The organism is Haladaptatus sp. T7, assembly GCF_026008575.1.
Classification (GTDB): Archaea; Halobacteriota; Halobacteria; order Halobacteriales; family Haladaptataceae; genus Haladaptatus; species Haladaptatus paucihalophilus.
Window position 1 is genome coordinate 369,352 of sequence record NZ_BROP01000005.1, and the last position, 22,440, is coordinate 391,791.

Consider the following 22,440-nt stretch of genomic DNA (forward strand, 5'->3'; position numbering starts at 1 on the left):
GTTCAGTCGGCCGAACTCGGCACCCTACTTGCGGACGTTTGCGACCGGAGAAACCCGACGACGGCGTAGACGAACGGCGTGTCGAGCAGCGCGACGAACAGTTTGAAGACGTACTGGCCGACGATGAGCGAGAGGATGACGTTCTCCGGGAGTATCGGCCCGATACCGGCGAAGCGCGGGAGCGCGTAGAACGCGACGCCGACGAAGATGACGGTATCGATTGCCTGACTGCTCGCCGTGGACCCGATGTTGCGAGCCCAGAGGTGGTCGCCGTCGGTGAGGTCGCGGATTCGGTGGAAGACGATGACGTCCCAGTTCTGACTGACGACGTAGGCACAGAGGCTTCCGACGACGATGTTCGTGCTCGCGCTGAGGACGGTGCGGAACTTGGCGGGGTCCACGCTGTTCTGCGCGGCGGGCGCTTCGATGGTGGACCAGACGAGCACCAGCATGACGAATATCATGACGAAGGCGACGTTGACCAGTCGCTGGGCCGCCTTTCGTCCGTACACCTCGGCGTAGCAGTCGGAGGCGAAGAAGGTCAGCGCGTAGGCCAGCGCCGCCCCCGGAAGGACGAGCGCGTCGCCCGTAATCGGCAGGGTGAGCGGAATAGTGAACTGGAGCACCTTCGCCGCCGTGAGCTGTGCCGTCACGAGCGCCGTCACGAACAGCGCGGTGAGGCCGAGTTGCCCGGTGGCCAGTACCGAGTGAGCGTCACGCCGCTCAGTCATCTTCAAGTCTCCCGTGGCGTTCGTCGATCTCGTCCAGAATGTCCAGCATCTTTCGAATCGAAGCGCGAATCGCCTCGCTCCTGTTGACGAACTTCCCGTCGTCGCCCACGTGGTCGTCCAAATCCGAGAGGAGTTCGTCGGGCACTTCGACGCTTATCTTGGTCATACCGGGATATTCCGGGAGGAATACTTAAGCCCAGCGTCAGGCGCGTCGTCCGCCGAGCGTCCCTATCCAGAGGACGCTCAGTCCGAAGATGTACGCGACGGAGACGGGGATGGCGACGAGGAACATCGTGTAGAGGCTGTCGGGGGTCACCAGCGCGGCGACGGCGAAGACGCCGATGACGACGCCGCGCCAGTATTCGAACATCGACTCGAACGGGACGATTCCGGCCCAGTGGAACAGGAACATCGTCACCGGTACGTCGGCGAGCAACCCGATGCCGACCGTGGTGAGGAACACGAGCCAGAAGAACGCCTTCACTCGGTAGTAGATGAGCATGTCGGCGTTGTGGGCGTCGGTGACGAGCCACGAGATGATGTTCGGGGCGACGATGGTGTAGCCGACGTAGCTCCCGACGATGAGTCCGACGAACAGCGTGCCACCCCACAGGAAGAACACGTTGCGGTTGCCCCTGACGAGTTTGCGCTCCTTCATCGCGGGCCAACTGTAGTAGAGCACCATCGGGAGCACCGACACGGCGGCGAGCAGGGTGCTTATCTTCACCTCGAAGATGAGCGCCTCGACCGGGTGCAGGGTGACGACGTTGAGCTGTTGACCGTTCGCCAGTATCGACTGTGGCACACGGCTCGTGAAGTCGCTGTTGATGTCGCCGATGCCGCCCTGGTACAGGTAGACGAACACGCTGGCGAGCACGAGCATGAACACGCCGACGATGCGGAAGAACTTCGACGTGAGACTCTGGAGGATGAACGCGAAGTCGTAGTAGTAGCCGCCGATGTCGTCCTCGGTCGTCTCGTCTTCCGTGAACGCGTTCGTCATGCCCGCGGCGGTGCGCTGGAGGACGTTGCCCTCTTCTTGGGCCTCTTGGCTCGGTTGCTGGGCGACGTCCTCGGCGAGCGGTGCGCCCTCGGCCTCGCGGACCTCCGGGTTCGATTCCGCGGCTTCCGCTTCTTCTTCCTCTTCGGCGTTCGCTTCGTCGAAACGGTCGAAGATGGCCTGCGCCTTCTCGGGTTGGTCGGCCTCCATCGCGGCGCGGGCGTAGTCGAGCGATTCGCCCTCGTCCATATCGGTGAACACTTCGGGCGGAGCGGCCCGAACCCCGGCGGCGTCGAGCTGTTCGATGTCGATCGCGGCCGGTGCGCCACCGCGCTGCTGGCCGACTGCGGCGTTCGCTTCGAGCGAGACGAACAGGTAGTAGAGAGCGGCGACGACGAGGGCGACCAGCCCGACCGCTCCGGCGACGAGGAGGATGGCCGTTCCGCGCGGCATGCCCAGCGCCTCCTCGATGGGGGAGAACGCCGCGGGTCGGAACCCGGCCGGAAGTGCCGGGAGCAGTTGGCTGTTCACGTAGCTGACCCCGGCTCGGCTGAAGAAGAGGTACGTCGCGCCACCGGCGATGAGTGCGATACCGAGGAGGTAGTTCCACCGCTCCGCCACCGATTTTCTGATGCTCACCTTGCTGCTCCCGCGCTTGATGGTGACGAGGATTTTCGACAGATAGAGACTGAATCCGTAGAGGATGACGAGCGGAATCGCCCACATGACCTGCGTGAACGGGTCCGGCGGGGACGCGACCGCGCCGAAGACGAAGATGGTGAGGATTGCGTAGCGCCACTTGTCGCGGAACGTCTCGTATTTGACGATGCCCGAGTAGCTGAGGCCGCTCATGATGAGCGGCAGTTCCGCGGCCAGACCGAACGAAAGCGAGATAATGAGGACGAACTCGGTCCACTGCACGATACCGTACTTCGGGCTCAGGTTCGCCTGCACCGCGTTCTTGGCGAGGAACTGGAACATCAGCGGGAGATAGACGGAGTATCCGTAGGCCAGTCCGCCGATGAACAGGGCCGCCGCGAGGCCGACCAGCGGGATTATCTTCCAATAGGTGATGGAGAACTCGGGATACCATTCGCGTTGCCGAATCGAATCACGGCCGAGATAGAGCAAAACGGGGATAGCGAGAATAATACCGGAGAACATCGCTATTTTCGCTTGGAGGAGAATGACGTCGAACGGCGTCACCGCGACGATTTCGACGTGTTTCATCACTGTCTGTGACATCTCGGAGGTCGTCACGTCGCGCAGGAACGGCCACACCACCATCGACATGGCGTAGAACATGCCGATGAAGCCGAGAACGAATACGATGAAGACTTTCTGAAGGTGTGTCTGTGCCGTCGAAAGCATCGCTCCGATGGTTTCACGTCCGGAAGCGACGGTGTTGGCGGTATCCTCGTCGATGAGACTGTTCCCCGAGGTAGACATTGCTTGGGAATGGTAACCCCCTGCCAGTTATCAATCTTCCCGTCTCGCAAGATGAAGAAAGCCTATAATAACTCGGCTGCTTATCCCCGGGTGAATGGGCGAAGAATCGGAGGCGACGGCAGGCAGTAATATATCGAAGGTCCCGGCGTCGGAAGAAGCGCCGGAGCCGCCGGACGAGAACCTGTACGCGCCCGAGGACCCGGAGCCAGCAGTCGAGCGGCCGAGCCAGCCGATGGACGACGAGGAGATGCCGCTCGCCGACCACGTAGAGGAGATGATAAAACGGCTCGCCATCGTCCTCGTCATCGCTGGCGTCGTGAGTCTCATCACCCTCCCGTTCGCGGATCACGTCATCAACTTCCTCTGGAATCAGATTCTGCCGGTCGGTCCCGAAACCCGACCACGGCTCTACGCGCCGCTGGCACTCGTGATGACGAAACTCAAGGTCGCCAGCCTCGCGGGTCTCATTATCGCCCTCCCCGTCATGGTGTACGAGACGTACCTCTTCATGCGCCCCGGTCTCTACCCGCACGAGCGTCGATACTACCTCGCGGCGGTGCCGACGAGCCTCGTCCTCGCGTTCGTGGGCGTCAGCTTCGCGTACTTCCTCATCCTCCCCGCCATCTTCACTTACTTCCTGTCGTACACACAGAGCGCGAACGTCGCCGTCGCGTTCGGTCTGACGAAGACGTTCAACCTCATTCTGATGATGATGGGCGTGTTGGCCGTCGTCTTCCAGATTCCGCTTCTCATCATGCTCGCCATCATGATGGGCCTGACGACGCGCCAGTGGATGGCCAACCGACGGCTGTACTTCTGGGGTGGGTTCGCCGGGTTCGCGTTCCTGTTCAGCCCCGACCCGACCGGGATGGCTCCGTTCCTCGTCGCCATCACGATGGTCGGCCTGTTCGAAGGCACCTTGCTCCTCCTGAAGTGGACGGGCAAGTGACGGTTTTGAACCGTTCTCCCGTCCTCCTCGGATATTCGGAATCACGCAATGGCACCTTTCGACGTTCGTAACCGGGTTATAACTAAGGGAGTTTATCTCCAACGGAGCGGTAGCGTTCGTGCCTACCCTTAGCTCGCGTGCCAGCAGCTACAGACCGCAGTTCGCGTGCCAGCAGACTGCCACCCTTCGGGTGCGAACGCCCGACGCTGCTTTCTACTGACCACCGGTCGGATACTCCGTGCTGAACACGTCTTCGACCAGCGGTTCGCCTTGGGGTCCCGACTCGCTCGCATCGCCGCCGGCTTGCTCGCGGGTCGTTCCTCCCCGTTCGCCGTTCGATGCCTCATCGGCATCGCCCTCCGGACTAACACTTCCCGTCCGATAGCCGTGCAGGTCGAGCGTGACGTGTTCGAATCCGAGGTCCGTCAGGTGGTCCCGTGCGGCGCGAACGAACTCCTCGTCCAACGCTCGGGGCAGTTCCTCCTCGCCGATTTCGATGCGCGCCAGTCCGTCGTGGTCGCGGACGCGGAACTGGGTGAACCCCCACTGGCGGAGCACCGTTTCGGCGCGTTCGATTCGGGAGAGGCGTTCCTCGGTCACTTCCAAACCGGTCGGGATGCGCGAGGAGAGACATGCCATCGCGGGTTTGTCGGCGACGGAGAGGTCGTACGCTTCCGCGATTTCCCTGACCTCGGCCTTCGAGATGTCGTGTTGGAGGAGCGGCGAGTAGGCGTCCAACTCCTCGACGGCGCGGAGGCCGGGGCGGTGCCCTGCGGATACGTCGTCGGCGTTCGTCCCGTCGCAGACGATATCGATGTCGAGTTCGGCCGCCTTGTCGAACATCGCACCGAGGCGCATCGTCCGGCAGTGATAACAGCGGTCGTCGCCGTTCTCGACGAAGTTCGGGTCGTCCAACTCGCTGAACTCGGCGACGACGTGGCGGATTCCGATTTCGTCGGCGACACGATTCGCGTCCCCGAGTTCGGCCTCGGGTAGGGTTTCGCTCTTCGCGGTGCATGCGACGGCATCGTCCCCCAGCGCATCGTGGGCGATAGCGGCGACGACGCTCGAATCGACCCCACCGCTGAACGCGACGAGCACGCCGTCGCGCTCCGCGAGGTCTGCCTTCGCGGCGGCCAGTTTCTCCTCGACGGTTGGCATACCTCGTGATTGTTGCGAACGGGCAAAAGCGCCTCGTCACGCGTCCGTGTCGTCGCAGTTCGATTCGATTTCGACGCTCCACTTCGGGTGCGGAACCGTCTTTTCACCGATGCACGTCGGGAACGTTTTTTATGTATGACGCAATATCACGGAGCGAATGGACCTTGAGGCGGTACCCGGCGTCGGTGCGAAGACCGCGGACGCGCTCGCGGAACTCGACGACGCCGAGCGAGCGTTGGAAACCGGCGATGTCGCCACGTTGGCGCGAGCGCCGGGAATCACGGAAGGGCGGGCCGCTGCCATCGCGCGCGGTGCCATCAGGATTCGACACGACGACGACGGCGGCTTTCTCGCCACCGACAGGGCGCGGGAGTTGTACCGAGACGCCCTCTCGCTCGTGAAAGCGCGGGCCGTCACGACGTACGCGAAAAAGCGTCTCGAAACGCTGTATCCCAGTTCCGCCGCATCCAGAATCGAAGAGGTACAGGCGTTCACGCGCGCGGCGATGGAACGAACGCCGACGGCGGACGTTCGGGCGGCGTTGGCCGACGTCGAACCGCTCTCGGCCCCGCAAGGCGTTCGGGTCACCGACCGCTGTCTGGCGACGACCGACGCCGAGCGGTACGCGAAAGCGCGCGAGGTGATTCCCGAACTGCCGGTCGAAGTCGTGGAGGACACGCGGGAACTGGCGGAACTCGCGCGCGGGTACTCCACCGTCGTCGCGCTGGACGAGGCGTTCGCGGGCGTCACCATCGACGGTGACGTACGCGTCGAACCGGGTGCGCTGGAAACCCCGGCGGAACTCGTCCCCGAGCGTCCGCTCGCCTTCTTCGCCGCGAATCGGGACACCCTGCTCGCCGCCGCCGAAGTCCACCGCGTCGCGGGGATGGACGCGCCGCTCGACATCGACGGATTGGAGTCCGCACTCGCCCGCGTCACCGCGGATGGCGGGGTGACGGGCGACGACGAACTCGCTCGGTTGACGGACGCCATCGCCGACTTGGACGCCGCCGTCTCGATGGCCGAAAACGTCGCCAACGACCGACTTCGGGAGGCGATTCGGGAGCGGGACGTGACCATCGAAGGCTCCGACCTGCTCTCGCTGGTCGAGCGCGGTGCGGGCGTCGATTCGCTCCTCTCGCGCGAGTTGGGCGACGAGTACGACGCCGCCGTCGAGGCCGCCCGCGAGCATTTGGTCGAGACGCTGGCGCTGGACGCCGGTGAAACCGAACTCGCGCGGCAGGCGTTCCCGGAGGACCCGACTTTTCCCGTGGAGCACGACGAGAGCGTGATTTCGCGGCTCCGAGAACAACTGGAAGCCGAAAAGTCGCGGCGGGCGGCGCGACACAAGCGCGAACTCGCCCGCGAACTCGCGGACGAGCGCGAGGCGGCGGAAGAACTCGTTCGCGCCGCGCTCGAACTGGACGTGGAACTCGCTGTCGCCCGGTTCGCAAGCGACTTCGAGTGCGTCATGCCCGACTTCGACGGCGACGGCTTCGACATCGCGGCCGGGCGCTCCCCGTTGCTCGACGTGGAGTTCGCCGCCGTCGAACCGGTCGATTACGGCGTCTCGGGCGTGGCCCTCCTCTCGGGAGTCAACAGCGGCGGGAAGACATCGACGCTCGACCTCGTGGCGCTCGTCGTCATCCTCGCCCACATGGGCCTGCCTGTTCCGGCGGACTCGGTTCGCTTGCGACGATTCGAGGAACTGCACTACCACGGCAAGACGCAGGGGACCCTCGACGCGGGGGCGTTCGAGAGCACGCTCCGGGAGTTCGCGGCCCTCGCCGACGGGCAGGCGGGCCGCCTCGTGCTCGTGGACGAACTCGAAAGCATCACCGAACCCGGCGCGAGCGCGAAGATCATCGCCGGAATTCTGGAGGAACTCGGCGAGCGCGACGTGACCGGCGTGTTCGTCTCCCACCTCGCCGACGAGATTCGGGCCGTGGCGGGCTACGACGTCGCCGTCGACGGAATCGAAGCCAAAGGACTGGTCGACGGCGAACTCGTGGTCGAACGCTCCCCGGTGAAAGACCACCTCGCTCGTTCGACGCCCGAACTCATCGTGGAGAAACTGGCCGACGGGGGAGAAAACGGGTTTTACGACCGACTGCTGGCGAAGTTCGAATAGCCCGACAGCCAGAACTGTTACCTACGAGGCTGTCGTTCCCGTTTGTGCCCCGTCGGGGGGAGGAGAGATATAATATGGCACACCAGTTCGAATGTACGCAACAGGATTGTGACTTTATGGTACGAGCCGACGACGAGCAAGAAATCGTCGATATGGTGCAGGAACACGCCCGAGAAAAGCACGGTATGTCGATGGACCGAAACGACGTCCAAGGCGCGATAGAGCAAAGCTAGTCGCTCAAACGACCGTTCATCGGCTCTTTTGTCTCTGGCGAAGGATTAAGTAGCTACGCGAGCGTGGTGAAAGTGATGGCAGACGACCCCGAGGAGGGGATGTTGTCGTGGGACGAGTCGGTGTTCCGCGAGGAGCACGTCTTCGAAATCGACTACGTTCCGGAGACGTTCAAACACCGCGAATCCCAGACACAGAGCCTTCAATACGCGCTTCGGCCAGCAGTTCGCGGGTCGCGCCCACTCAACGTCATGGCGCGCGGACCGCCGGGGACTGGCAAGACGACTTCCGTACAGAAACTGTTCGACGAACTGTCGGCCCAAACCGACGTTCGGACGGTTCGCGTCAACTGTCAGGTGGATTCGACGCGGTACGCCATTTTCTCGCGCATCTTCGAGGGGATATTCGATTACGAACCGCCGTCCAGCGGTATCTCGTTCAAGAAGCTGTTCCGCCAAATCACGGACAAACTGGTCGAGGAGGACGAGGTGCTCGTCGTCGCGCTGGACGACGTGAACTACCTGTTCTACGAGGGCGAAGCCTCCGATACGCTCTACTCGCTCCTCCGCGCTCACGAGGCCCACAGCGGGGCGAAAATCGGCGTCATCGTCGTCTCCTCCGACCTCAACCTCGACGTCATCGAGGAACTCGATACCCGCGTCCAGAGCGTCTTTCGACCCGAGGACGTGTACTTCCCGGTCTACGACCGACAGGAGATCGTCGATATCCTCGGCGAGCGCGTCAAGCGCGGCTTCCACGAGGGCGTCATCGGCCCGGACGTGCTGGAGCGCGTCGCCGAACTCACCGCCGAGAGCGGCGACCTTCGCGTCGGCATCGACCTCCTCCGGCGCGCGGGCCTGAACGCCGAGATGCGCGCCAGCCGAACCGTGAGCCTGCAGGACGTGGAGGACGCCTACGAGAAATCCAAGTTCGTCCACCTCTCCCATAGCCTGCACGCCTTGAGCGAAAACGAGGTCGCGCTCGTCCGCGTCATCGCCGAACACGACGGCGAGCAGGCGGGCGAGGTGTACGACGTCTTCCACGAGGAGACCGACTTGGGTTACACCCGATATTCCGAAATCATCAACAAGGTGGACCAACTCGGCATCATCGACGCCACCTACACCAACGTTGATGGTCGCGGACGGTCGCGGTCGCTGTCGCTGCGATACGACCCCGAAGCCGTGTTGGCGCGGTTGGACGACTGAGGCGTTTTCATCATATCGTATCTTATCCGAATATTTATGGTAGTCGCGTCTCCAACGAATAGGTAAATACGACTATTTTATGAGTGATGGAGAACTGGCTTCTGCAGGAAACGACAACCGAACCGAAAAACGACCAGTGGCTCGGAAAAAGTGGGCAACGGAGTTCCTGAAACGTATCTCTCATTCCGAGCAGGAACTACCGAAATATCCTCAGTCGTGGTACCGAAACCGGACGATGCACCGAGAAGCACGAAAAACGGTCGAAGGGCAAGTGAAGTGGATTCGAGAGATCGACAACAAGGCGATGAAAACGGTTCGATTCAACACCGTCCTTCTCGGACTTGTTCTTCCTGCCTTTTCGTTTGCAGTTAAGTATGATGTCGTCGAACGGATAAACGCGTTCTACACGGTAAATACCGGTATTGGTATCGGTTGTCTCATAGCATCGACGGCGCTGGCAGGAGTGACGTACACGTCGTCGAGTCTCGAAGCGGGTGTTTCAGCGGGTGATATACGAACTGCTGACGAGCGTGATCTTACGGATAGACAGGTCCACGACACTCTGGTCAACAGTTATGCCGGGTGGATTCAGTCCAACAAGAGAACGATTTTTTGGAATACGGTCGCGGTGACACTGACGATTCTGACCATGATATATGCACTCGTGTTCTTTTCGCTCGGCGTCACCTCCGCACTTCTGGACGGAGTGCCGACAACAGTGGAGTACGTCGCATATCTCGGCCTCTTCACCGTCACTGTTCTCTCTTTGATTATATAGTCAACATATCTGGCGAAACCCTGTCATTTATATATCATACACGTATATGACTACGTATGGAACAAAATCCAGCGGATAACGTAGATTCGTGGCGCTCTACAAACGCTGGAGCGAACGACGAGCCACTCGAATTTGAAGGTGAAACCCTTTCACATCGTCCTCAGCTCGGTCGCCGTATCGTGGGATGGATTTCCCGCCTGTTTGAGTAACCTCCCTCTTTTGATTACCGCTTAGCGACCATCTCAAGTAGCTCCAGTTCGTATGCCGTTTCACCATGAGCGACACCCAGTCCGGCCCGCTTCGACCGGACAACCCGGACGCCGAAACCGACTTTCGAGTTGACGCGCCGTTCGACCCGGCGGGGGACCAACCCGAGGCCATCGAGCAGTTGGCCGAGGGGTTCGACGAAGGGATGGAGAAACAGACCCTGCTCGGCGTCACGGGGTCGGGGAAGACGAACACGGTTTCGTGGACCATCGAGGAGGTCCAGAAACCGACGCTCGTCATCGCGCACAACAAGACGCTGGCGGCGCAGTTGTACGAGGAGTTCCGGAACCTCTTTCCGGACAACGCGGTGGAGTACTTCGTCTCCTACTACGACTACTACCAACCGGAGGCCTACGTCGAGCAGACGGACACCTACATCGACAAGGACGCGTCCATCAACGAGGAGATAGACCGCCTTCGACACTCCGCGACGCGCTCCCTGCTCACTCGGGACGACGTTATCGTGGTGGCGTCCGTGTCGGCGATTTACGGCTTGGGTGACCCGCAAAACTACGAGGACATGCGCCTGCGACTGGAAGTCGGCGAGGAAATCGGACGCGACGAACTCCTCGCCCGTCTCGTGGACTTGAACTACGACCGGAACGACATGGACTTCACCCAAGGTACCTTCCGCGTCCGGGGCGATACCGTCGAAATCTTCCCGATGTACGGGCGCTACGCGGTTCGCGTCGAACTCTGGGGCGACGAAATCGACCGAATAGTGAAGATAGACCCGCTCGAAGGAGAAGTCAAATCACAGGAACCCGCCGTACTCGTTCACCCGGCGGAACACTACTCGATTCCCGAGGAGACGATGGCGGAGGCAATCGCCGAAATCGAGGAGGATTTGGAGCGCCGAATCCGCTACTTCGAGCGAAACGGGGACTTGGTGGCCGCCCAACGAATCGAGGAGCGGACCACGTTCGACCTCGAAATGATGAAGGAGGCGGGCTACTGTTCCGGCATCGAGAACTACTCGGTGTACTTCACCGAGCGCGAGGTCGGCGACGCGCCGTACACGCTTCTCGATTACTTCCCCGACGACTTCCTCTGCGTCATCGACGAATCCCACCAGACGGTGCCCCAGATTCGCGGGCAGTTCGCGGGCGACAAGTCGCGCAAGGATTCGCTCGTGGAGAACGGCTTCCGACTCCCGACGGCCTACGACAACCGTCCGCTCACATTCGAGGAGTTCGAGGAGAAGAGCGCGAAGACGCTCTACATCTCGGCGACGCCCGCGGACTACGAACGCGAGCAGAGTGAGCAAATCGTCGAACAGATCGTTCGCCCGACGCACCTCGTGGACCCGATGGTCGAAGTCGCCGACGCCTCCGGTCAAATCGACGACCTGATGGCGCGCATCGACGACCGAATCGAGCGCGACGAGCGCGTCCTCGTCACGACGCTGACGAAGCGGATGGCCGAGGACTTGACCGAGTATCTGGAGGAGGCGGGCGTCGCGGTCGAGTACATGCACGACGAGACGGACACGCTCGAACGCCACGAACTCGTTCGCGGACTCCGGTTGGGCGAGTTCGACGTGCTCGTCGGCATCAACCTGCTCCGCGAGGGGTTGGACATCCCGGAGGTGTCGATGGTCGCCATCCTCGACGCCGATCAGCAAGGGTTCCTCCGCTCGGAAACCGCGCTCGTCCAGACGATGGGCCGCGCGGCCCGGAACGTCAACGGCGAGGTGGTCCTCTACGCCGACGAGGTGACGGACGCGATGGAGAGCGCGATGGACGAAACCGGACGGCGGCGTCGGATTCAACGGGAGTTCAACGAGGAACACGGCTTCGAGCCACAGACCATCGAAAAAGCGGTTTCGGAGGCGAACCTGCCGGGAAGCAAGACCGACACCGGCGGCGTCACCCGCAACGCGCCGGAGACGGACGAGGAGGCGCTCGAACAGATTGCCCAACTCGAAGACCGGATGGAGGAGGCCGCCAACAATCTGGAGTTCGAACTCGCGGCCGATATCCGCGACCGGATTCGAGAGTTGCGCGAGGAGTTCGACGTGGAGACGGAGATCGGCGGCGTCGAACCGGAGCGTGGGGAGTTCTAATCCGGAATTCTGCCTCATCGTTTCTCGATATTTTCCCGAACATCAACCTTTTTCAGTGTAACTGTGCGTGTAGCAGTCACGATGTCACGATTACATGGAGCGACCGCACCGTGTCGGTTTTCGGATATTTCCGGCGAGACCAATCGCGTTCGATACGCGCCGTTCCCGAACGAGGGTGTTAGCTGAGGATGTCGCTTCCGCTAGGATTCTCGCCGACCGGGTTGGCTTTCTTCGTCCTGCTGACCTTCCTCATCGCGACGACGGTCAACACGTTCGCCATGGAAGCGGCGGTACTGTTCACGCCCGCGTTCCTGTTCGTCTATCCGGAACTGGTTCCGGCGTTCCCCGACCTCGCGTTGCAGGGAGCTATCGGACTCGCGCTGTTCGTCGAACTGTTCGGGTACACGAGTAGCGTCTCGGCCTACTGGTTCCGCGGACAGGTGGATTGGACCGTCGCCAAAGCCGTCCTCGCGGTCAGCGTGCCGGTCGCAATCGTCGCCAGAGCGGTGTCCTACTTCGTCCCGTCCGCCGCGCTCAAAGTGCTGTTCGGCGGGATGTTGCTCGTGCTCTCTTTCGTCCTGTATCTCTCACATCGGGACGGAAAATCGCTCGGCGACTTGGTTGACGCGAGCCGACTCTTTGGAGATTCGTCCCGAATACGGACGGACGGTGGAACACCCGGCCCCACCCAGTTCGACCGGTTCGACCGCACAATCGCGGGCGTCGGCGGGGCGATGGCTGGCCTGGTCGGTATCGCCATCGGCGAACTCGCACAGACCCTGTTGACGGTCCGAAAGAACGTGTCCATCCGCATCTCCACGGGGACGAGCGCGCTCATCCTGCACGGAACCATCGTGTCCGCGCTCGTTGCGAACCTCCTTCTCCTGCGCTACGCGCCCGAATCGTTCAGCGGCCACAACTTCACCGTCCCGTTCGAGTTCGGCCTCGTCGCCGGGGTGACCTGCGCTGTCGGCGGTCAGACGGGTGCGTTCCTCAACAGCCGCGTTCCGGAACACCGGACCGTGCAGACGATGACGGTCGTCTACTCCCTCGTCGGCGTGTTCACCCTCGTCCGCGTGTTCGCCCTCGGCTGACGCCCTTCGAAGGGAATTTCGGTCGAATCAGTTCGATTCCGGTTCGACCTTTTCACCGATACTCGCGGTTTCGACCGCCTCGGTGTCGATTTCGGAAAGCGTCTCCTCGATGTCGTCCAACCCGAGTAGTTCGCGCGTCTCGGGGTCGAATTCGTTCGATTCGAGGAACTCCGCGCCGTCGCGCACGTCGCTGCCGGTGAGGTGCTTGCCGTAGCGGCCGACGAGCGAGGAGAGTTCTTGCGGCAGGACGAACGTCGTGGATTCTCCCTCGCCGATGGTTTGGAGCGTCTCCATCCCCTTCTCGACGATGGCGCGTTCGCCCATCGATTCGGCGGACTTCGCGCGGAGAACTATCGACACCGCATCCCCTTGCGCTTCCAGAATCTGGCTCTGTTTCTCACCTTGCGCGCGGATAACGTTCGACGCCTTCTCCCCTTCCGCCCGCTCGACGGCACCGCGGCGTTCACCTTGCGCTTCGAGAATCATGGCGCGGCGTTTCCGCTCGGCGCTGGTCTGCTGTTCCATCGCGTTGACGACGGCGCGGCTCGGCATCACTTCCTGCACTTCGACGCTCTCGACGCGAATGCCCCACTCGTCCGTCGGCGGGTCTATCTCCTCGCGGATTCGCCGGTTGATGACGTCACGGCGCGAGAGCGTCTCGTCGAGTTTCATGTCGCCGATGACGGCCCGGAGCGTCGTCTGTCCGAGGTTGGCGACGGCGCGTTCGTAGTTGTCAACGCCGAGAAACGCCCGCTCGGGGTCCATCACGCGAACGTAGAGGACGGCATCCGCGATGACGGGCGAGTTGTCTTGCGTGATCGCTTCCTGTTTCGGCACGTCGAACACCCGGGTTCGCATGTCGAATCGCCGCGTGGCGCTCACGAACGGTGGGATGAAATGGATACCGGGGTCGAGCAGTTTGCGGTACTCCCCGAAAACGGTCAACGCGCGCTTTTCGTACGGACCGACGATTTCCACGGCGCTGTTCACCGTGGCAATCGCAAGGGCGAGCAGGAGGAGCCCCGCTATCGCCATCGTGTCGAGAAACGGGAGGGCGAGAAAGAAGAAGACGGCGAAACCGATGGCGAAGAGGGCTTTCCCTGCATTCATCCTCGACGTCGCCTTGCCGAGGGTGTAGAAGGGATTGTCCATACTACCCGATAGTTGTTCAGTTCGCATAACAGTTCCCACCGCGTCCGTCCCGAATCGAAGTGTATAATCGGATTTGAATTATACCAAATCGATTTCGAGAGATAGAGTTAAACCCGGAACCGGCGCAGTATCCGGTGCATGATAGTCGTCGAAAACAGATTGTTCGTCGCCGAAGAGTACGCGGACCAGTTCGTCGAGCGGTTCCGAAACAGCATGGGTGAAGTGGAGTCCCAGCCCGGTTTCGTCAAGTTCGAGTTGCTGACTCCCGCTCGCCCCGACACGGATTCCTACGTCGCACAGACGTACTGGGAGTCGATGGCTGACTTCGAGGCGTGGACCGACACCGACGCGTTCCGCGAGGCGCACGCCGACCGACCGCCGAGGGAGATGTTCACCGACAAGAACCAACTGGAAGTGCACGAAGTCGCGTTCGAGCGGACGGGCGAGTAGTCGAGGCTCGTCTCTTCTGACGCTCTTTTCCGCCCGACGCACGTCTCACGGCCAGCGCTCGACCCCTCTCGACGTTCGACTCACAAGCGGCGTCGTAACGCCGTCACCGTTTTTTCACCGATACCGTCCACGTCCCGGAGTTCGGCGTCGGAGGCCGCGCGAATCCCGTCCAGACTCCCGAACCGTCGGAACAGTTTTCGACGCGTCTGGGGTCCGACGCCGGACACGTCGTCCAAGGCCGTCGAAACGTCGTCGCGGAGCGTCTGGTGGTACTGCACCGCGAATCGGTGCGCCTCGTCGCGCACCCGCTGGAGGACGTGGAGGTGTGGCGCGTCGTTCGGCCAGTTGTAGGTACCGTTCGGCGTGACGACGATTTCCTCGGCTTTGGCGAGTCCGACGGCGGGCACGTCCCAGCCGACGTCCGCCAGCGCTTCGCGCGCGGCGTCGAGTTGACCCTCCCCGCCGTCGATGAGGAGCAGGTCGGGGTCCGGTCGTTCATCGCGGCCTTCGACGGCCCGTTTCGCCCGCCAGCGAACGAGGTCGTGCATGTTCGCGTAGTCGTCGTTCTTCTCGGTCAGCTTCTTCCGGCGGTAGTCGCGCTTCTCGGGCGACCCGCCGACGAGGACGACGTTGCTCCCGACCACCGACGATCCCTGCGCGTGGCTCACGTCGAAGCCCTCGATTCGCTCGGCGGACGGGAGGGAGAGCGCGTCCGCCAGCGCCCGGAGTTCGTCCGGGTTGCCCGCTCCCCTGCGGGCGTTTTTCAGCGCCAAATCCACGAGCGTCGCCTCCCGACCGGCACCCGGAACGCGAGTTCCGACGCCCTCCGCGTCCAACCAGTCGAGCACGTCCGCGTCGTCCGGTCGCTCGGAGAGCAACAGCGCGTCGGGCAACTCGCGTTCGGCGTAGAACTGCGGGATGAACCCGCCCAGTACCGCCGCCGCGTCGTCGCCGTCCGGCACCGACAGCGAGTGGTGGTCGCGGTCCACGAGTTGGCCGCGTTCGCTGTGCAACCGGGCGACGGTCGCCCGTTCTCCCTCGACTGCGGCACCGAGCACGTCCACGGTTCGCTCGTCCGTCCGTGACGAAATCGCGCCCGCATCTCCACCGTGGAACGATTCGACGGCTTCGAGTCGGTCCCGGAGGTTGGCCGCCCGTTCGAACTCGCGGTTCTGGGCGGCGGCCTCCATCTCGCGGCGGAGCGGGCGCGCCAACACGTCCACCTCGCCGCCCAGGAACCGCTCGACGCTCTCCACGTCGCCGAGGTACGCTTCCCGGCCGATTTCGTTCGTGCACGGCGCGGTACAGAGGCCGATGTCGTGGTCGAGGCACGGTCGGTCGCGGCTGGCGAACTTGTGGTCCGAACAGCCGCGGATGCCGTACGTCTCCCGGAGCGCCTTGACGACCGTTTCGACCGTCGATTTGTTCGTGAACGGGCCGAACACCGTCGCCCCCGTGCGGTCGGGGTCACGGGTGATCTCTATTTGCGGAAATTCGTGGCCCGTCACCTGCACCAGCGGGTAGGATTTGTCGTCCTTCAGGCGGACGTTGTACCGCGGCTGGTAGCGTTTGATGAGGTTCGCTTCCAACAGGAGCGCCTGCGTCTCCGTGTCCGTGACGGCGAAATCGAGCGCGTCGGCGCGTTTGACCATCCGTCCGATGCGGTCGCTCCGCGGGTCCGCGTACGACCGAACCCGTGCTCGGAGGTCGACGGCCTTCCCGACGTACCGAACCGTTTCGCCTTCCAAAAACTGATACACGCCGGGTTCGCGCGGTAGTTCGCCCGCACGCTCCCGAACGGTGGCCGCGTCCATCGATTTCGACTAATCGGCGCTCGGCTTTGAACTTGTCCCTACCGCCGCTCGAATCCGACGGGCGGCGTCTTTCGCCTCGTCGCCATTTACGGGTACGCGAATCGGGTCCCGACCCGCACGTTCGATTATCAGTTCCTCCGACCGAGTAGTGACGTAGAGGGCGCCGAAGACGGCGGCGGCGAGCAACAACACCCCGCCGACCGGTAGTAACACGCTCGTGAGTAGGGTGAACGCGCTCACCATCATGCCGACCATCTGCTGGAGACCGAGAATAACGCCTCCCTCGGTCGGTGTCGTTCCGTCGAGGTTCGTGAGCAGACCGCTGCTGTTGAGCAGGTAGCCGCAGCCAACGAGAAGTAGGCCGTAAACGAAACTCCTGACGCTCCACGAGAGGTAGTCGGGCTTTCCGGCGGCTTGGACGCGAGCGTCGAGAACGTTCGGTCGGTCTTCGTGGTCGAACCGTCTCTCACCCCCTTCGGGCATGAACGCGAGTAAACGATGGCTCGTCACCGCGATTCGTGCACCTTCCAACTCTATTTCCTCCTCTATTTCTTCACCCGCAAAGAGCATGTCGAGCAGGCGGTCGTCGGACGCCTGTGACAGCGGGGACTGTTCCATCGTTTACCGGGACAATCACTGCGATAAATAAGGTTGTGGCTGGGAACTCGCTCGCCAGATACAAATTCGAGACTCGCAAACGTCCCGCCATGGACGACGTTCGAGTGTGGTTGGTCGAGCGAACGTACAGCGACCGCGACCTACTGACGCTGGTGTACGCGACACCCGACGGCGAGCGATACCTCAGGAAGGAACGGGCGGGACGACTCGGCGGCGAGACGACCGCCGCAATCGACGTCGATGGTGAGCGGCTCTCCCCCGTTTCCGACGAGGACGACCAGGAGCGATACGCCGCCGAAGCGACTCGAATGAAGCGAAAACGCGACCCGAACGACACTGTGTGACACAGAACAACAATGTTATATGTTCGTTACCGAAAGCTGAAACTATGACCGCCATTCGACTCGACGGCGTGACGAAACGGTACGGTGACGTCACGGCCGTTAACGACCTCTCCCTCGATGTGAAAGAGGGGGAGGTGTTCGGCTTTCTCGGGCCGAACGGTGCGGGGAAATCGACGACCATCGACCTCGTTCTCGATTTCATTCGTCCGACGAGCGGCACCGTCACCGTCCTCGGGCACGACGCACAGGCAGAAAGCATCGAAATCCGGAACCGGACCGGCGTGTTGCCCGAGGGCTTCTCGGTCTACGACCGCTTGACCGGCATGCAGCACCTCGAATTCGCTATCGAAGCGAAGGACGCCGACGACGACCCGGCGGAACTTCTCGACAGGGTAGGCATCCTCGACGCCGCGGACCGCAAGGCGGGCGGCTATTCGAAGGGGATGGCCCAACGCCTCGGGCTTGCCATGGCGCTCGTGGGCACGCCGGACCTGCTCATCCTCGACGAACCCTCGTCCGGGTTGGACCCCACGGGTGCCCGCGAGATGCGAGAAATCATCCGCGAGGAACAAGAGCGCGGGGCGACCGTGTTCTTCTCCAGTCACATTCTCGGCCAAGTCGAAGCCGTTTGTGACCGCGTGGGTATTCTCCGCGATGGCGAACTCGTCGCAGAGGACTCCATCGAAGGGCTTCGAGCAAACGTCGGCGACGGCACGACCCTTCGGGTCGAAACCACCTCGCTTCCGTCGGCGGCAGTCCAGCAGGTACGAGACATCGACGGCGTGGGGGGCGTCGAACGCGACGGCGAAACGCTCACCGTCGATTGTGATCGGAACGTCAAGACGACGGTCATCACCACCCTCGAAAACGCGGGTACAACCGTCGCGGACTTCGACACGGAGGAAGCCTCTCTCGAAGACCTCTTCGTGGCCTACACCAGAGGCGGGGTGACAGCATGACGTGGCAATCAGTCGCACGAAAGGATTTCCGCGACTCCCTTCGGTCACGGTGGCTGTGGGTGTTGACGGCGCTGTTCGTCGTCCTCTTCGCCGTCCCACCGATTCTGGCCTTTTTGATAGAGAACGGGTCGATACAGGGTTCCGCCGGACAGAGTACGGACCAGTATCTCTACCTGATGAAACAGGAGACCGCCGTCCTCATTCCCCTCATCTCCATCGTCATCGGCTACGCCGCCATCACCGGCGAACGCGAGTCGGGAACGCTCAAGCTCATGCTTTCCCTGCCCCACTCGCGGACCGACGTGGTGCTCGGCAAGGTCCTCGGTCGAAGTAGCGTCGTCGGAATCTCCACCGTTCTCGGGTTCGTCGTCGCCGCTATCATCCTCCTGATAACCTCTCTCACGTTCAAATTCGTCAACTACGTCCTCTTTGCCTCCCTCACGCTCCTACTCGGACTCGTGTTCGTCGGCTTGGCGGTCGGCATCTCGGCGGCCGTGAAAACCGGCCGTCGAGCGATGGTCACGACGATATCGTTCTACATCGTCTTCCTCGTGCTCTGGAGCGGGCTGGCCAAACGGGTGGCTAGCCTCCTCGGACGGTACGCCGGTGTGGGAACTGCCGGACAGGTTTCGACGATTCTGTTCATCCGACTCCTGAACCCGATGACGGCCTACAAGACGTTGGTCGATACGATACTCCTGTCCAGCCAGCTCGATGCACGGGTCTTGCTGTTCAACCGCTACCTCCAGAGCACCGTCGCCACCATCCTCGGCAAACCCATTCCGATATACTTCAGCGACGCCTTCGTCATCGTCTACCTGCTGTTCTGGCTGTTCGTCCCCGTCGCGGTCGGCTACTACGTCTTCGACCGGGCGGATCTCTAACGGTCGATACCCGCCCCTTCCAACAGGTTCCAGAACTCGTCTTCGGACAGTATCGGTACGTCGTTTTCGTCCGCGTCGTTCGGCTTCGACTCCCCCGGATTCTCGCCGACGACGAGGTAATCCGTGTTGCCGGAGACGCTCCCCGTCGCGTTCGCGCCGTGATTTTCGACGAGTTCGGAGATGTCCGACCGCGGTTCCGAGAGCGACCCCGTGAACACGAACGTCAGGTCGGCGAGCTCGTCGCCGCCTGCCACCTCCTCCCGTTCGGGTTCGACGTGTTTCAACAGTTGCTCGACGACGGACCGGTTCCGGTCCGAGTCGAAGAACTCCCGAATCCCCGCGGCGACCTTCGGCCCGATGTCCGGAACGGCTTCCAGTTCGTCGCTATCGGCGTTCATCACGTCGTCCATCGATTCGAACGTCCGCGCCAACTCACGGGCCGTCTCGGTGCCGACGCGGGGAATTCCGATAGCCGAGAGGAAATCCGCGAGCGAGGGGCGTTTCGACTTCTCTATTTCGGCGAGTAGATTCTCGGCGCTCTTCTCGCCCCACCCTTCCAGTTCGAGCAGTTCCTTCTCGTCGAGTTCGTAAAGGTCGGGCAGGGATTCGAGCAGTCCCGCGTCGATGAGTTGGTTCACCCGCTCCTCGCCCAACCCGTCGATATCGAGCCCGTCGTCGCTTCCGTAGTACGCCACGGCCTGCCGAAGCTGTGCGGTACAGGCGAGTCCGCCGGTACAGTAGGCAATTGGTCCGTCGCGCTCGACCGGACTCCCACAGACGGGGCACCGGTCCGGCAGTTCGTAGTGTCCCTCGCTGTGCTTCTCGACGACTTCGGAGACGTAGGGAATCACGTCCCCCGCGCGTTTCACCTGCACCTCGTCGCCGACGTTGATGTCCTTCTCGGCGATTTCGTCTGGGTTGTGGAGACTGGCGCGCGAGACGGTGACGCCGCCGACATCGACGGGTTCGAGCAGTGCGACGGGGGTCAGCCGTCCCGTTCGTCCGACCTGCACCGTCACGTCCATGATGTTCGTTCGCTCCGAGCGAGCCGGGAACTTGTAGGCGTACGCCCAGCGGTACGAGCGCGCGGTCGTGCCGAGTTCCGCGCATTTCTCCCGGTCGTTCACCTTGATGACCGTCCCGTCGATTTCGTAGTTCAGGTCCGCGCGGTCGGCCATCAACTCGTCACGATATTCGATGCAGTCCTCGATGTCGTCCACCCGTTCGGTTCGGTCGTTCACCTTCAGACCGAACTCGGGTAACGCTTCGTACTCCGACCAGTGAGTCGGAAACTCCTCGCTCGCGGCGAGCACGTCGTAGAAGAAACAGTCGAGCGGACGTTCGGCCGTCACCGACGGGTCGAGTTGTCGAAGCGACCCCGCGGCCGCGTTTCGCGGATTGGCGAACGGGTCTTCTCCCTGTTCGACTCGCTCGCGGTTGAATTCGGTGAACGCGTCCAGCGGAAGGTACACCTCTCCGCGAACCGCGAGATAGTCCGGGTAGTCGCCGCGGAGGTGGTGGGGAATGCTGGCGATGGTACGCACGTTCTCGGTGACGTCTTCGCCCGTCTCGCCGTCGCCGCGCGTGGCGGCGCGAACGAACTCCCCGTCCTCGTAGACGACTTCCAGTGATAGTCCATCGAACTTCGGATCACAGACGTACTCGACGTCCCCGACTTCCCGGTGAATTCGGTCGTCGAAGCCACGGACGTCCTCGGCTTCGCCGCTCGAATCGATGGAGAGCATGGGTGCGACGTGCTCGACGCTTTCGAGTTCGTCCAGCGGTTCGCCGCCCACCCGCCGAGTGGGACTGTCCGGCGTTTGGACGTCGAATGCCTCCTCTAACTCCTGTAGCCGCGTGAAGAGTGCGTCGTACGTCCGGTCGCCGATTCGCGGGTCGTTTTCGACGTAGTAACGGTAATCGTGATGGCGAATCGCCTCCCGGAGCAGTTCGGCCTGCTCGCTCGCTCCGGCTTCGTCCATCTCGGCTACGGGTTCGAAATCGGTGTCCGGCTCTTCGACGTACGGGTTCTCGTCCGCGCTCACCTCTGCCATCGTTCGGGCATTGTTCGTCGTCGGGTAAATATCTCGGTACCGCTGGTGCGCGGGAAACAAACCCCTGCAGTAGCAACCCCAGCGTTCACACCGCTTCCTGTTGGAATACCGCTTGATGACGGAGTACAGCGTTCACGAGCCGACGTTCAACGGAACGACCGACGACGATTGGAGTGCGCCCGAGGAGAAGGACTTCGATACGAACGACCTCTCGGACATCGCGAGCCACTTCGTCCTCTCCTCGTCCGGGTTCGATGACCCGGACCGGTACAGCGACCTGACGCTCCCCGTCGTCGGCCCGGACGGACAGTTGAACAAGCACGCGGTCAAAACCGCCTACAGTGGCGGCCACAGCGTCGAACGGGTGGATGATATCGACGATGATACGAAATCGAACGCGAAGGACGTTCTCTCCGACCTCGCCGATAACTTCGACGACCTCGATGTGAACGACTGACGCGTTCGTGAGTGTCGTTGGGATTCGGTGACTGTTCCTGCGACTGGTCGCTATCGAACTGACGACGAGTAACGATGTGCGATATCGACCGTCCACTGTCGCTTCACTGCTGCTCGATAGAACGTCTCAAAGAACAGTTACAGCAGCTCAGCGACGTTCTCGATGGCGTTCCGGCAGAACGGACAGCGGTAGTTCGTCGAGAAGCCACTGGACTGAGCAATGGTTCTGGTTTCCAGTTCGTGGAACGCGATGTTCCGTCGACAGTCTGGACAGGCTACTTTTGACACGATTGTTGGTTTTCGACTGGACCCACTTAACTTCCGGGGGCCACAACAAATATATACTAACTCGTCGTTGGGCGTTGTCCTACGTGGCACTAGGATCGTCCGCAGGTACTCGAATCCGCGGCGAACGTCGAGACGACGACCCGTTCTCCCCGAATCTGTCTCTATGATTTGTCGAACTGAATGCGAACAGGCGGCACAACCGGTTTCGCGCGAGGGACGGCCACGCACCCGCCTCGACCGCTCGCGCGCCGATGATCAGGTCATGCCGGGGTTGGTCCCGGCACGGTATATAAACCCTCGCTGTGCTCCCTCGCGGACCTATCCCTCGAAGCCGTCTTCGAATTTGAAGGTCCCGTT

Annotated in this window: 20 protein-coding genes; 12 read left to right on the forward strand and 8 right to left on the reverse strand. The window is 62.2% G+C overall.

Annotated elements, in window-relative coordinates:
• Window positions 1-2 precede the first annotated feature (2 nt).
• The 3 genes from OPC11_RS15750 to OPC11_RS15760 are packed head-to-tail and all read right to left on the reverse strand — an operon-like array spanning window position 3 to window position 3,180.
• Window positions 3-731, reverse strand: coding sequence for a queuosine precursor transporter (locus OPC11_RS15750; RefSeq protein WP_007976449.1), 729 nt, complete (start codon window positions 729-731; stop codon window positions 3-5).
• The gene (locus tag OPC11_RS15755; protein WP_007976451.1) at window positions 724-897 is read right to left on the reverse strand and encodes a ribbon-helix-helix domain-containing protein; all 174 of its coding nucleotides are present in this window, start codon (window positions 895-897) and stop codon (window positions 724-726) included. The genes OPC11_RS15750 and OPC11_RS15755 overlap by 8 nt, the downstream gene beginning before the upstream one ends.
• A gap of 36 nt (window positions 898-933) precedes the next feature.
• Window positions 934-3,180, reverse strand: coding sequence for a twin-arginine translocase subunit TatC (locus OPC11_RS15760; RefSeq protein ID WP_264782516.1), 2,247 nt, complete (start codon window positions 3,178-3,180; stop codon window positions 934-936).
• Window positions 3,181-3,274: 94 nt separating this feature from the next.
• On the opposite strand from OPC11_RS15760, the gene OPC11_RS15765 reads away from it, so the two are divergent.
• On the forward strand, window positions 3,275-4,129 hold the full coding sequence (locus OPC11_RS15765) for a twin-arginine translocase subunit TatC (protein WP_264782517.1): 855 nt from the start codon (window positions 3,275-3,277) through the stop codon (window positions 4,127-4,129).
• 213 nt (window positions 4,130-4,342) lie between these two features.
• On the opposite strand, the gene larE is transcribed toward OPC11_RS15765, so the two are convergent.
• Window positions 4,343-5,290 carry an ATP-dependent sacrificial sulfur transferase LarE gene (gene larE, locus OPC11_RS15770; RefSeq protein ID WP_264782518.1) on the reverse strand — a complete coding sequence of 316 codons (948 nt, stop codon included), beginning with the start codon at window positions 5,288-5,290 and terminating at the stop codon, window positions 4,343-4,345.
• Window positions 5,291-5,447: 157 nt separating this feature from the next.
• On the opposite strand from larE, the gene OPC11_RS15775 reads away from it, so the two are divergent.
• The 6 genes from OPC11_RS15775 to OPC11_RS15800 all read left to right on the forward strand — a co-directional run bounded on the left by OPC11_RS15775 (window position 5,448) and on the right by OPC11_RS15800 (window position 13,064).
• Window positions 5,448-7,421 (forward strand): endonuclease MutS2, encoded by a 1,974-nt coding sequence (locus OPC11_RS15775; RefSeq protein WP_264782519.1) that lies wholly within the window; start codon window positions 5,448-5,450, stop codon window positions 7,419-7,421.
• A gap of 74 nt (window positions 7,422-7,495) precedes the next feature.
• The gene (locus OPC11_RS15780; RefSeq protein WP_007976456.1) at window positions 7,496-7,654 is read left to right on the forward strand and encodes a DUF1059 domain-containing protein; all 159 of its coding nucleotides are present in this window, start codon (window positions 7,496-7,498) and stop codon (window positions 7,652-7,654) included.
• A gap of 75 nt (window positions 7,655-7,729) precedes the next feature.
• Window positions 7,730-8,860: an ORC1-type DNA replication protein gene (locus OPC11_RS15785; protein ID WP_007976457.1), complete on the forward strand. Its 1,131-nt coding sequence runs from the start codon at window positions 7,730-7,732 to the stop codon at window positions 8,858-8,860.
• Window positions 8,861-8,939: 79 nt separating this feature from the next.
• Window positions 8,940-9,638 (forward strand): hypothetical protein, encoded by a 699-nt coding sequence (locus OPC11_RS15790; RefSeq protein WP_264782520.1) that lies wholly within the window; start codon window positions 8,940-8,942, stop codon window positions 9,636-9,638.
• A gap of 274 nt (window positions 9,639-9,912) precedes the next feature.
• Window positions 9,913-11,970 (forward strand): excinuclease ABC subunit UvrB, encoded by a 2,058-nt coding sequence (uvrB, locus tag OPC11_RS15795; protein ID WP_264782521.1) that lies wholly within the window; start codon window positions 9,913-9,915, stop codon window positions 11,968-11,970.
• A gap of 188 nt (window positions 11,971-12,158) precedes the next feature.
• Window positions 12,159-13,064 (forward strand): sulfite exporter TauE/SafE family protein, encoded by a 906-nt coding sequence (locus OPC11_RS15800; RefSeq protein ID WP_264782522.1) that lies wholly within the window; start codon window positions 12,159-12,161, stop codon window positions 13,062-13,064.
• Window positions 13,065-13,091: 27 nt separating this feature from the next.
• Here OPC11_RS15800 and OPC11_RS15805 read toward each other — a convergent pair whose 3' ends face one another.
• Entirely contained in the window at window positions 13,092-14,099 is a 1,008-nt protein-coding gene (locus OPC11_RS15805) for an SPFH domain-containing protein (RefSeq protein WP_264782535.1), read from the reverse strand.
• Between the two features lie 255 nt (window positions 14,100-14,354).
• Here OPC11_RS15805 and OPC11_RS15810 point away from each other — a divergent pair, with 255 nt between their 5' ends.
• The gene (locus tag OPC11_RS15810) at window positions 14,355-14,666 is read left to right on the forward strand and encodes an antibiotic biosynthesis monooxygenase (protein WP_007976461.1); all 312 of its coding nucleotides are present in this window, start codon (window positions 14,355-14,357) and stop codon (window positions 14,664-14,666) included.
• Window positions 14,667-14,746: 80 nt separating this feature from the next.
• On the opposite strand, the gene OPC11_RS15815 is transcribed toward OPC11_RS15810, so the two are convergent.
• Complete coding sequence (locus OPC11_RS15815) at window positions 14,747-16,480, reverse strand: excinuclease ABC subunit C (protein ID WP_264782523.1); 1,734 nt, start codon at window positions 16,478-16,480, stop codon at window positions 14,747-14,749.
• A 9-nt stretch (window positions 16,481-16,489) separates the two neighbouring features.
• Window positions 16,490-17,098 (reverse strand): hypothetical protein, encoded by a 609-nt coding sequence (locus OPC11_RS15820; protein ID WP_264782524.1) that lies wholly within the window; start codon window positions 17,096-17,098, stop codon window positions 16,490-16,492.
• An 89-nt stretch (window positions 17,099-17,187) separates the two neighbouring features.
• On the opposite strand from OPC11_RS15820, the gene OPC11_RS15825 reads away from it, so the two are divergent.
• Genes OPC11_RS15825 through OPC11_RS15835 form a run of 3 tightly spaced genes read left to right on the forward strand, consistent with a single transcriptional unit; the run spans window position 17,188 to window position 19,285 of the window.
• The gene (locus tag OPC11_RS15825; protein ID WP_007976466.1) at window positions 17,188-17,442 is read left to right on the forward strand and encodes a hypothetical protein; all 255 of its coding nucleotides are present in this window, start codon (window positions 17,188-17,190) and stop codon (window positions 17,440-17,442) included.
• A gap of 44 nt (window positions 17,443-17,486) precedes the next feature.
• A complete protein-coding gene (locus tag OPC11_RS15830) occupies window positions 17,487-18,401 on the forward strand; it encodes an ABC transporter ATP-binding protein (RefSeq protein ID WP_264782525.1) in 915 nt (304 codons plus the stop codon).
• Window positions 18,398-19,285, forward strand: coding sequence for an ABC transporter permease (locus OPC11_RS15835; protein WP_264782526.1), 888 nt, complete (start codon window positions 18,398-18,400; stop codon window positions 19,283-19,285). Before OPC11_RS15830 ends, OPC11_RS15835 begins: the two co-directional genes overlap by 4 nt.
• Here the strand turns inward: OPC11_RS15835 and ligA are convergent.
• The gene (gene ligA / locus OPC11_RS15840) at window positions 19,282-21,339 is read right to left on the reverse strand and encodes an NAD-dependent DNA ligase LigA (RefSeq protein WP_264782527.1); all 2,058 of its coding nucleotides are present in this window, start codon (window positions 21,337-21,339) and stop codon (window positions 19,282-19,284) included. The two genes, OPC11_RS15835 and ligA, sit on opposite strands and share 4 nt — an antisense overlap.
• 115 nt (window positions 21,340-21,454) lie before the next feature.
• Between ligA and OPC11_RS15845 the strand changes: the two genes are divergently transcribed.
• Entirely contained in the window at window positions 21,455-21,796 is a 342-nt protein-coding gene (locus OPC11_RS15845) for a hypothetical protein (RefSeq protein WP_264782528.1), read from the forward strand.
• Window positions 21,797-22,440 lie beyond the last annotated feature (644 nt).

Bases quoted from the DNA above. Each gene is read 5' to 3' on its own strand.
- uvrB (WP_264782521.1), top strand. From the start codon at position 9,913: ATGAGCGACACCCAGTCCGGCCCGCTTCGACCGGACAACCCGGACGCC.
- OPC11_RS15805 (WP_264782535.1), bottom strand. From the start codon at position 14,099: ATGGCGATAGCGGGGCTCCTCCTGCTCGCCCTTGCGATTGCCACGGTG.
- OPC11_RS15800 (WP_264782522.1), top strand. From the start codon at position 12,159: ATGTCGCTTCCGCTAGGATTCTCGCCGACCGGGTTGGCTTTCTTCGTC.
- OPC11_RS15835 (WP_264782526.1), top strand. From the start codon at position 18,398: ATGACGTGGCAATCAGTCGCACGAAAGGATTTCCGCGACTCCCTTCGG.
- larE (WP_264782518.1), bottom strand. From the start codon at position 5,290: ATGCCAACCGTCGAGGAGAAACTGGCCGCCGCGAAGGCAGACCTCGCG.
- OPC11_RS15790 (WP_264782520.1), top strand. From the start codon at position 8,940: ATGAGTGATGGAGAACTGGCTTCTGCAGGAAACGACAACCGAACCGAA.
- OPC11_RS15815 (WP_264782523.1), bottom strand. From the start codon at position 16,480: ATGGACGCGGCCACCGTTCGGGAGCGTGCGGGCGAACTACCGCGCGAA.
- OPC11_RS15830 (WP_264782525.1), top strand. From the start codon at position 17,487: ATGACCGCCATTCGACTCGACGGCGTGACGAAACGGTACGGTGACGTC.
- OPC11_RS15780 (WP_007976456.1), top strand. From the start codon at position 7,496: ATGGCACACCAGTTCGAATGTACGCAACAGGATTGTGACTTTATGGTA.
- OPC11_RS15820 (WP_264782524.1), bottom strand. From the start codon at position 17,098: ATGGAACAGTCCCCGCTGTCACAGGCGTCCGACGACCGCCTGCTCGAC.
- OPC11_RS15755 (WP_007976451.1), bottom strand. From the start codon at position 897: ATGACCAAGATAAGCGTCGAAGTGCCCGACGAACTCCTCTCGGATTTG.
- OPC11_RS15750 (WP_007976449.1), bottom strand. From the start codon at position 731: ATGACTGAGCGGCGTGACGCTCACTCGGTACTGGCCACCGGGCAACTC.
- OPC11_RS15845 (WP_264782528.1), top strand. From the start codon at position 21,455: ATGACGGAGTACAGCGTTCACGAGCCGACGTTCAACGGAACGACCGAC.
- OPC11_RS15775 (WP_264782519.1), top strand. From the start codon at position 5,448: ATGGACCTTGAGGCGGTACCCGGCGTCGGTGCGAAGACCGCGGACGCG.
- OPC11_RS15825 (WP_007976466.1), top strand. From the start codon at position 17,188: ATGGACGACGTTCGAGTGTGGTTGGTCGAGCGAACGTACAGCGACCGC.
- OPC11_RS15810 (WP_007976461.1), top strand. From the start codon at position 14,355: ATGATAGTCGTCGAAAACAGATTGTTCGTCGCCGAAGAGTACGCGGAC.
- OPC11_RS15760 (WP_264782516.1), bottom strand. From the start codon at position 3,180: ATGTCTACCTCGGGGAACAGTCTCATCGACGAGGATACCGCCAACACC.
- OPC11_RS15785 (WP_007976457.1), top strand. From the start codon at position 7,730: ATGGCAGACGACCCCGAGGAGGGGATGTTGTCGTGGGACGAGTCGGTG.
- OPC11_RS15765 (WP_264782517.1), top strand. From the start codon at position 3,275: ATGGGCGAAGAATCGGAGGCGACGGCAGGCAGTAATATATCGAAGGTC.
- ligA (WP_264782527.1), bottom strand. From the start codon at position 21,339: ATGGCAGAGGTGAGCGCGGACGAGAACCCGTACGTCGAAGAGCCGGAC.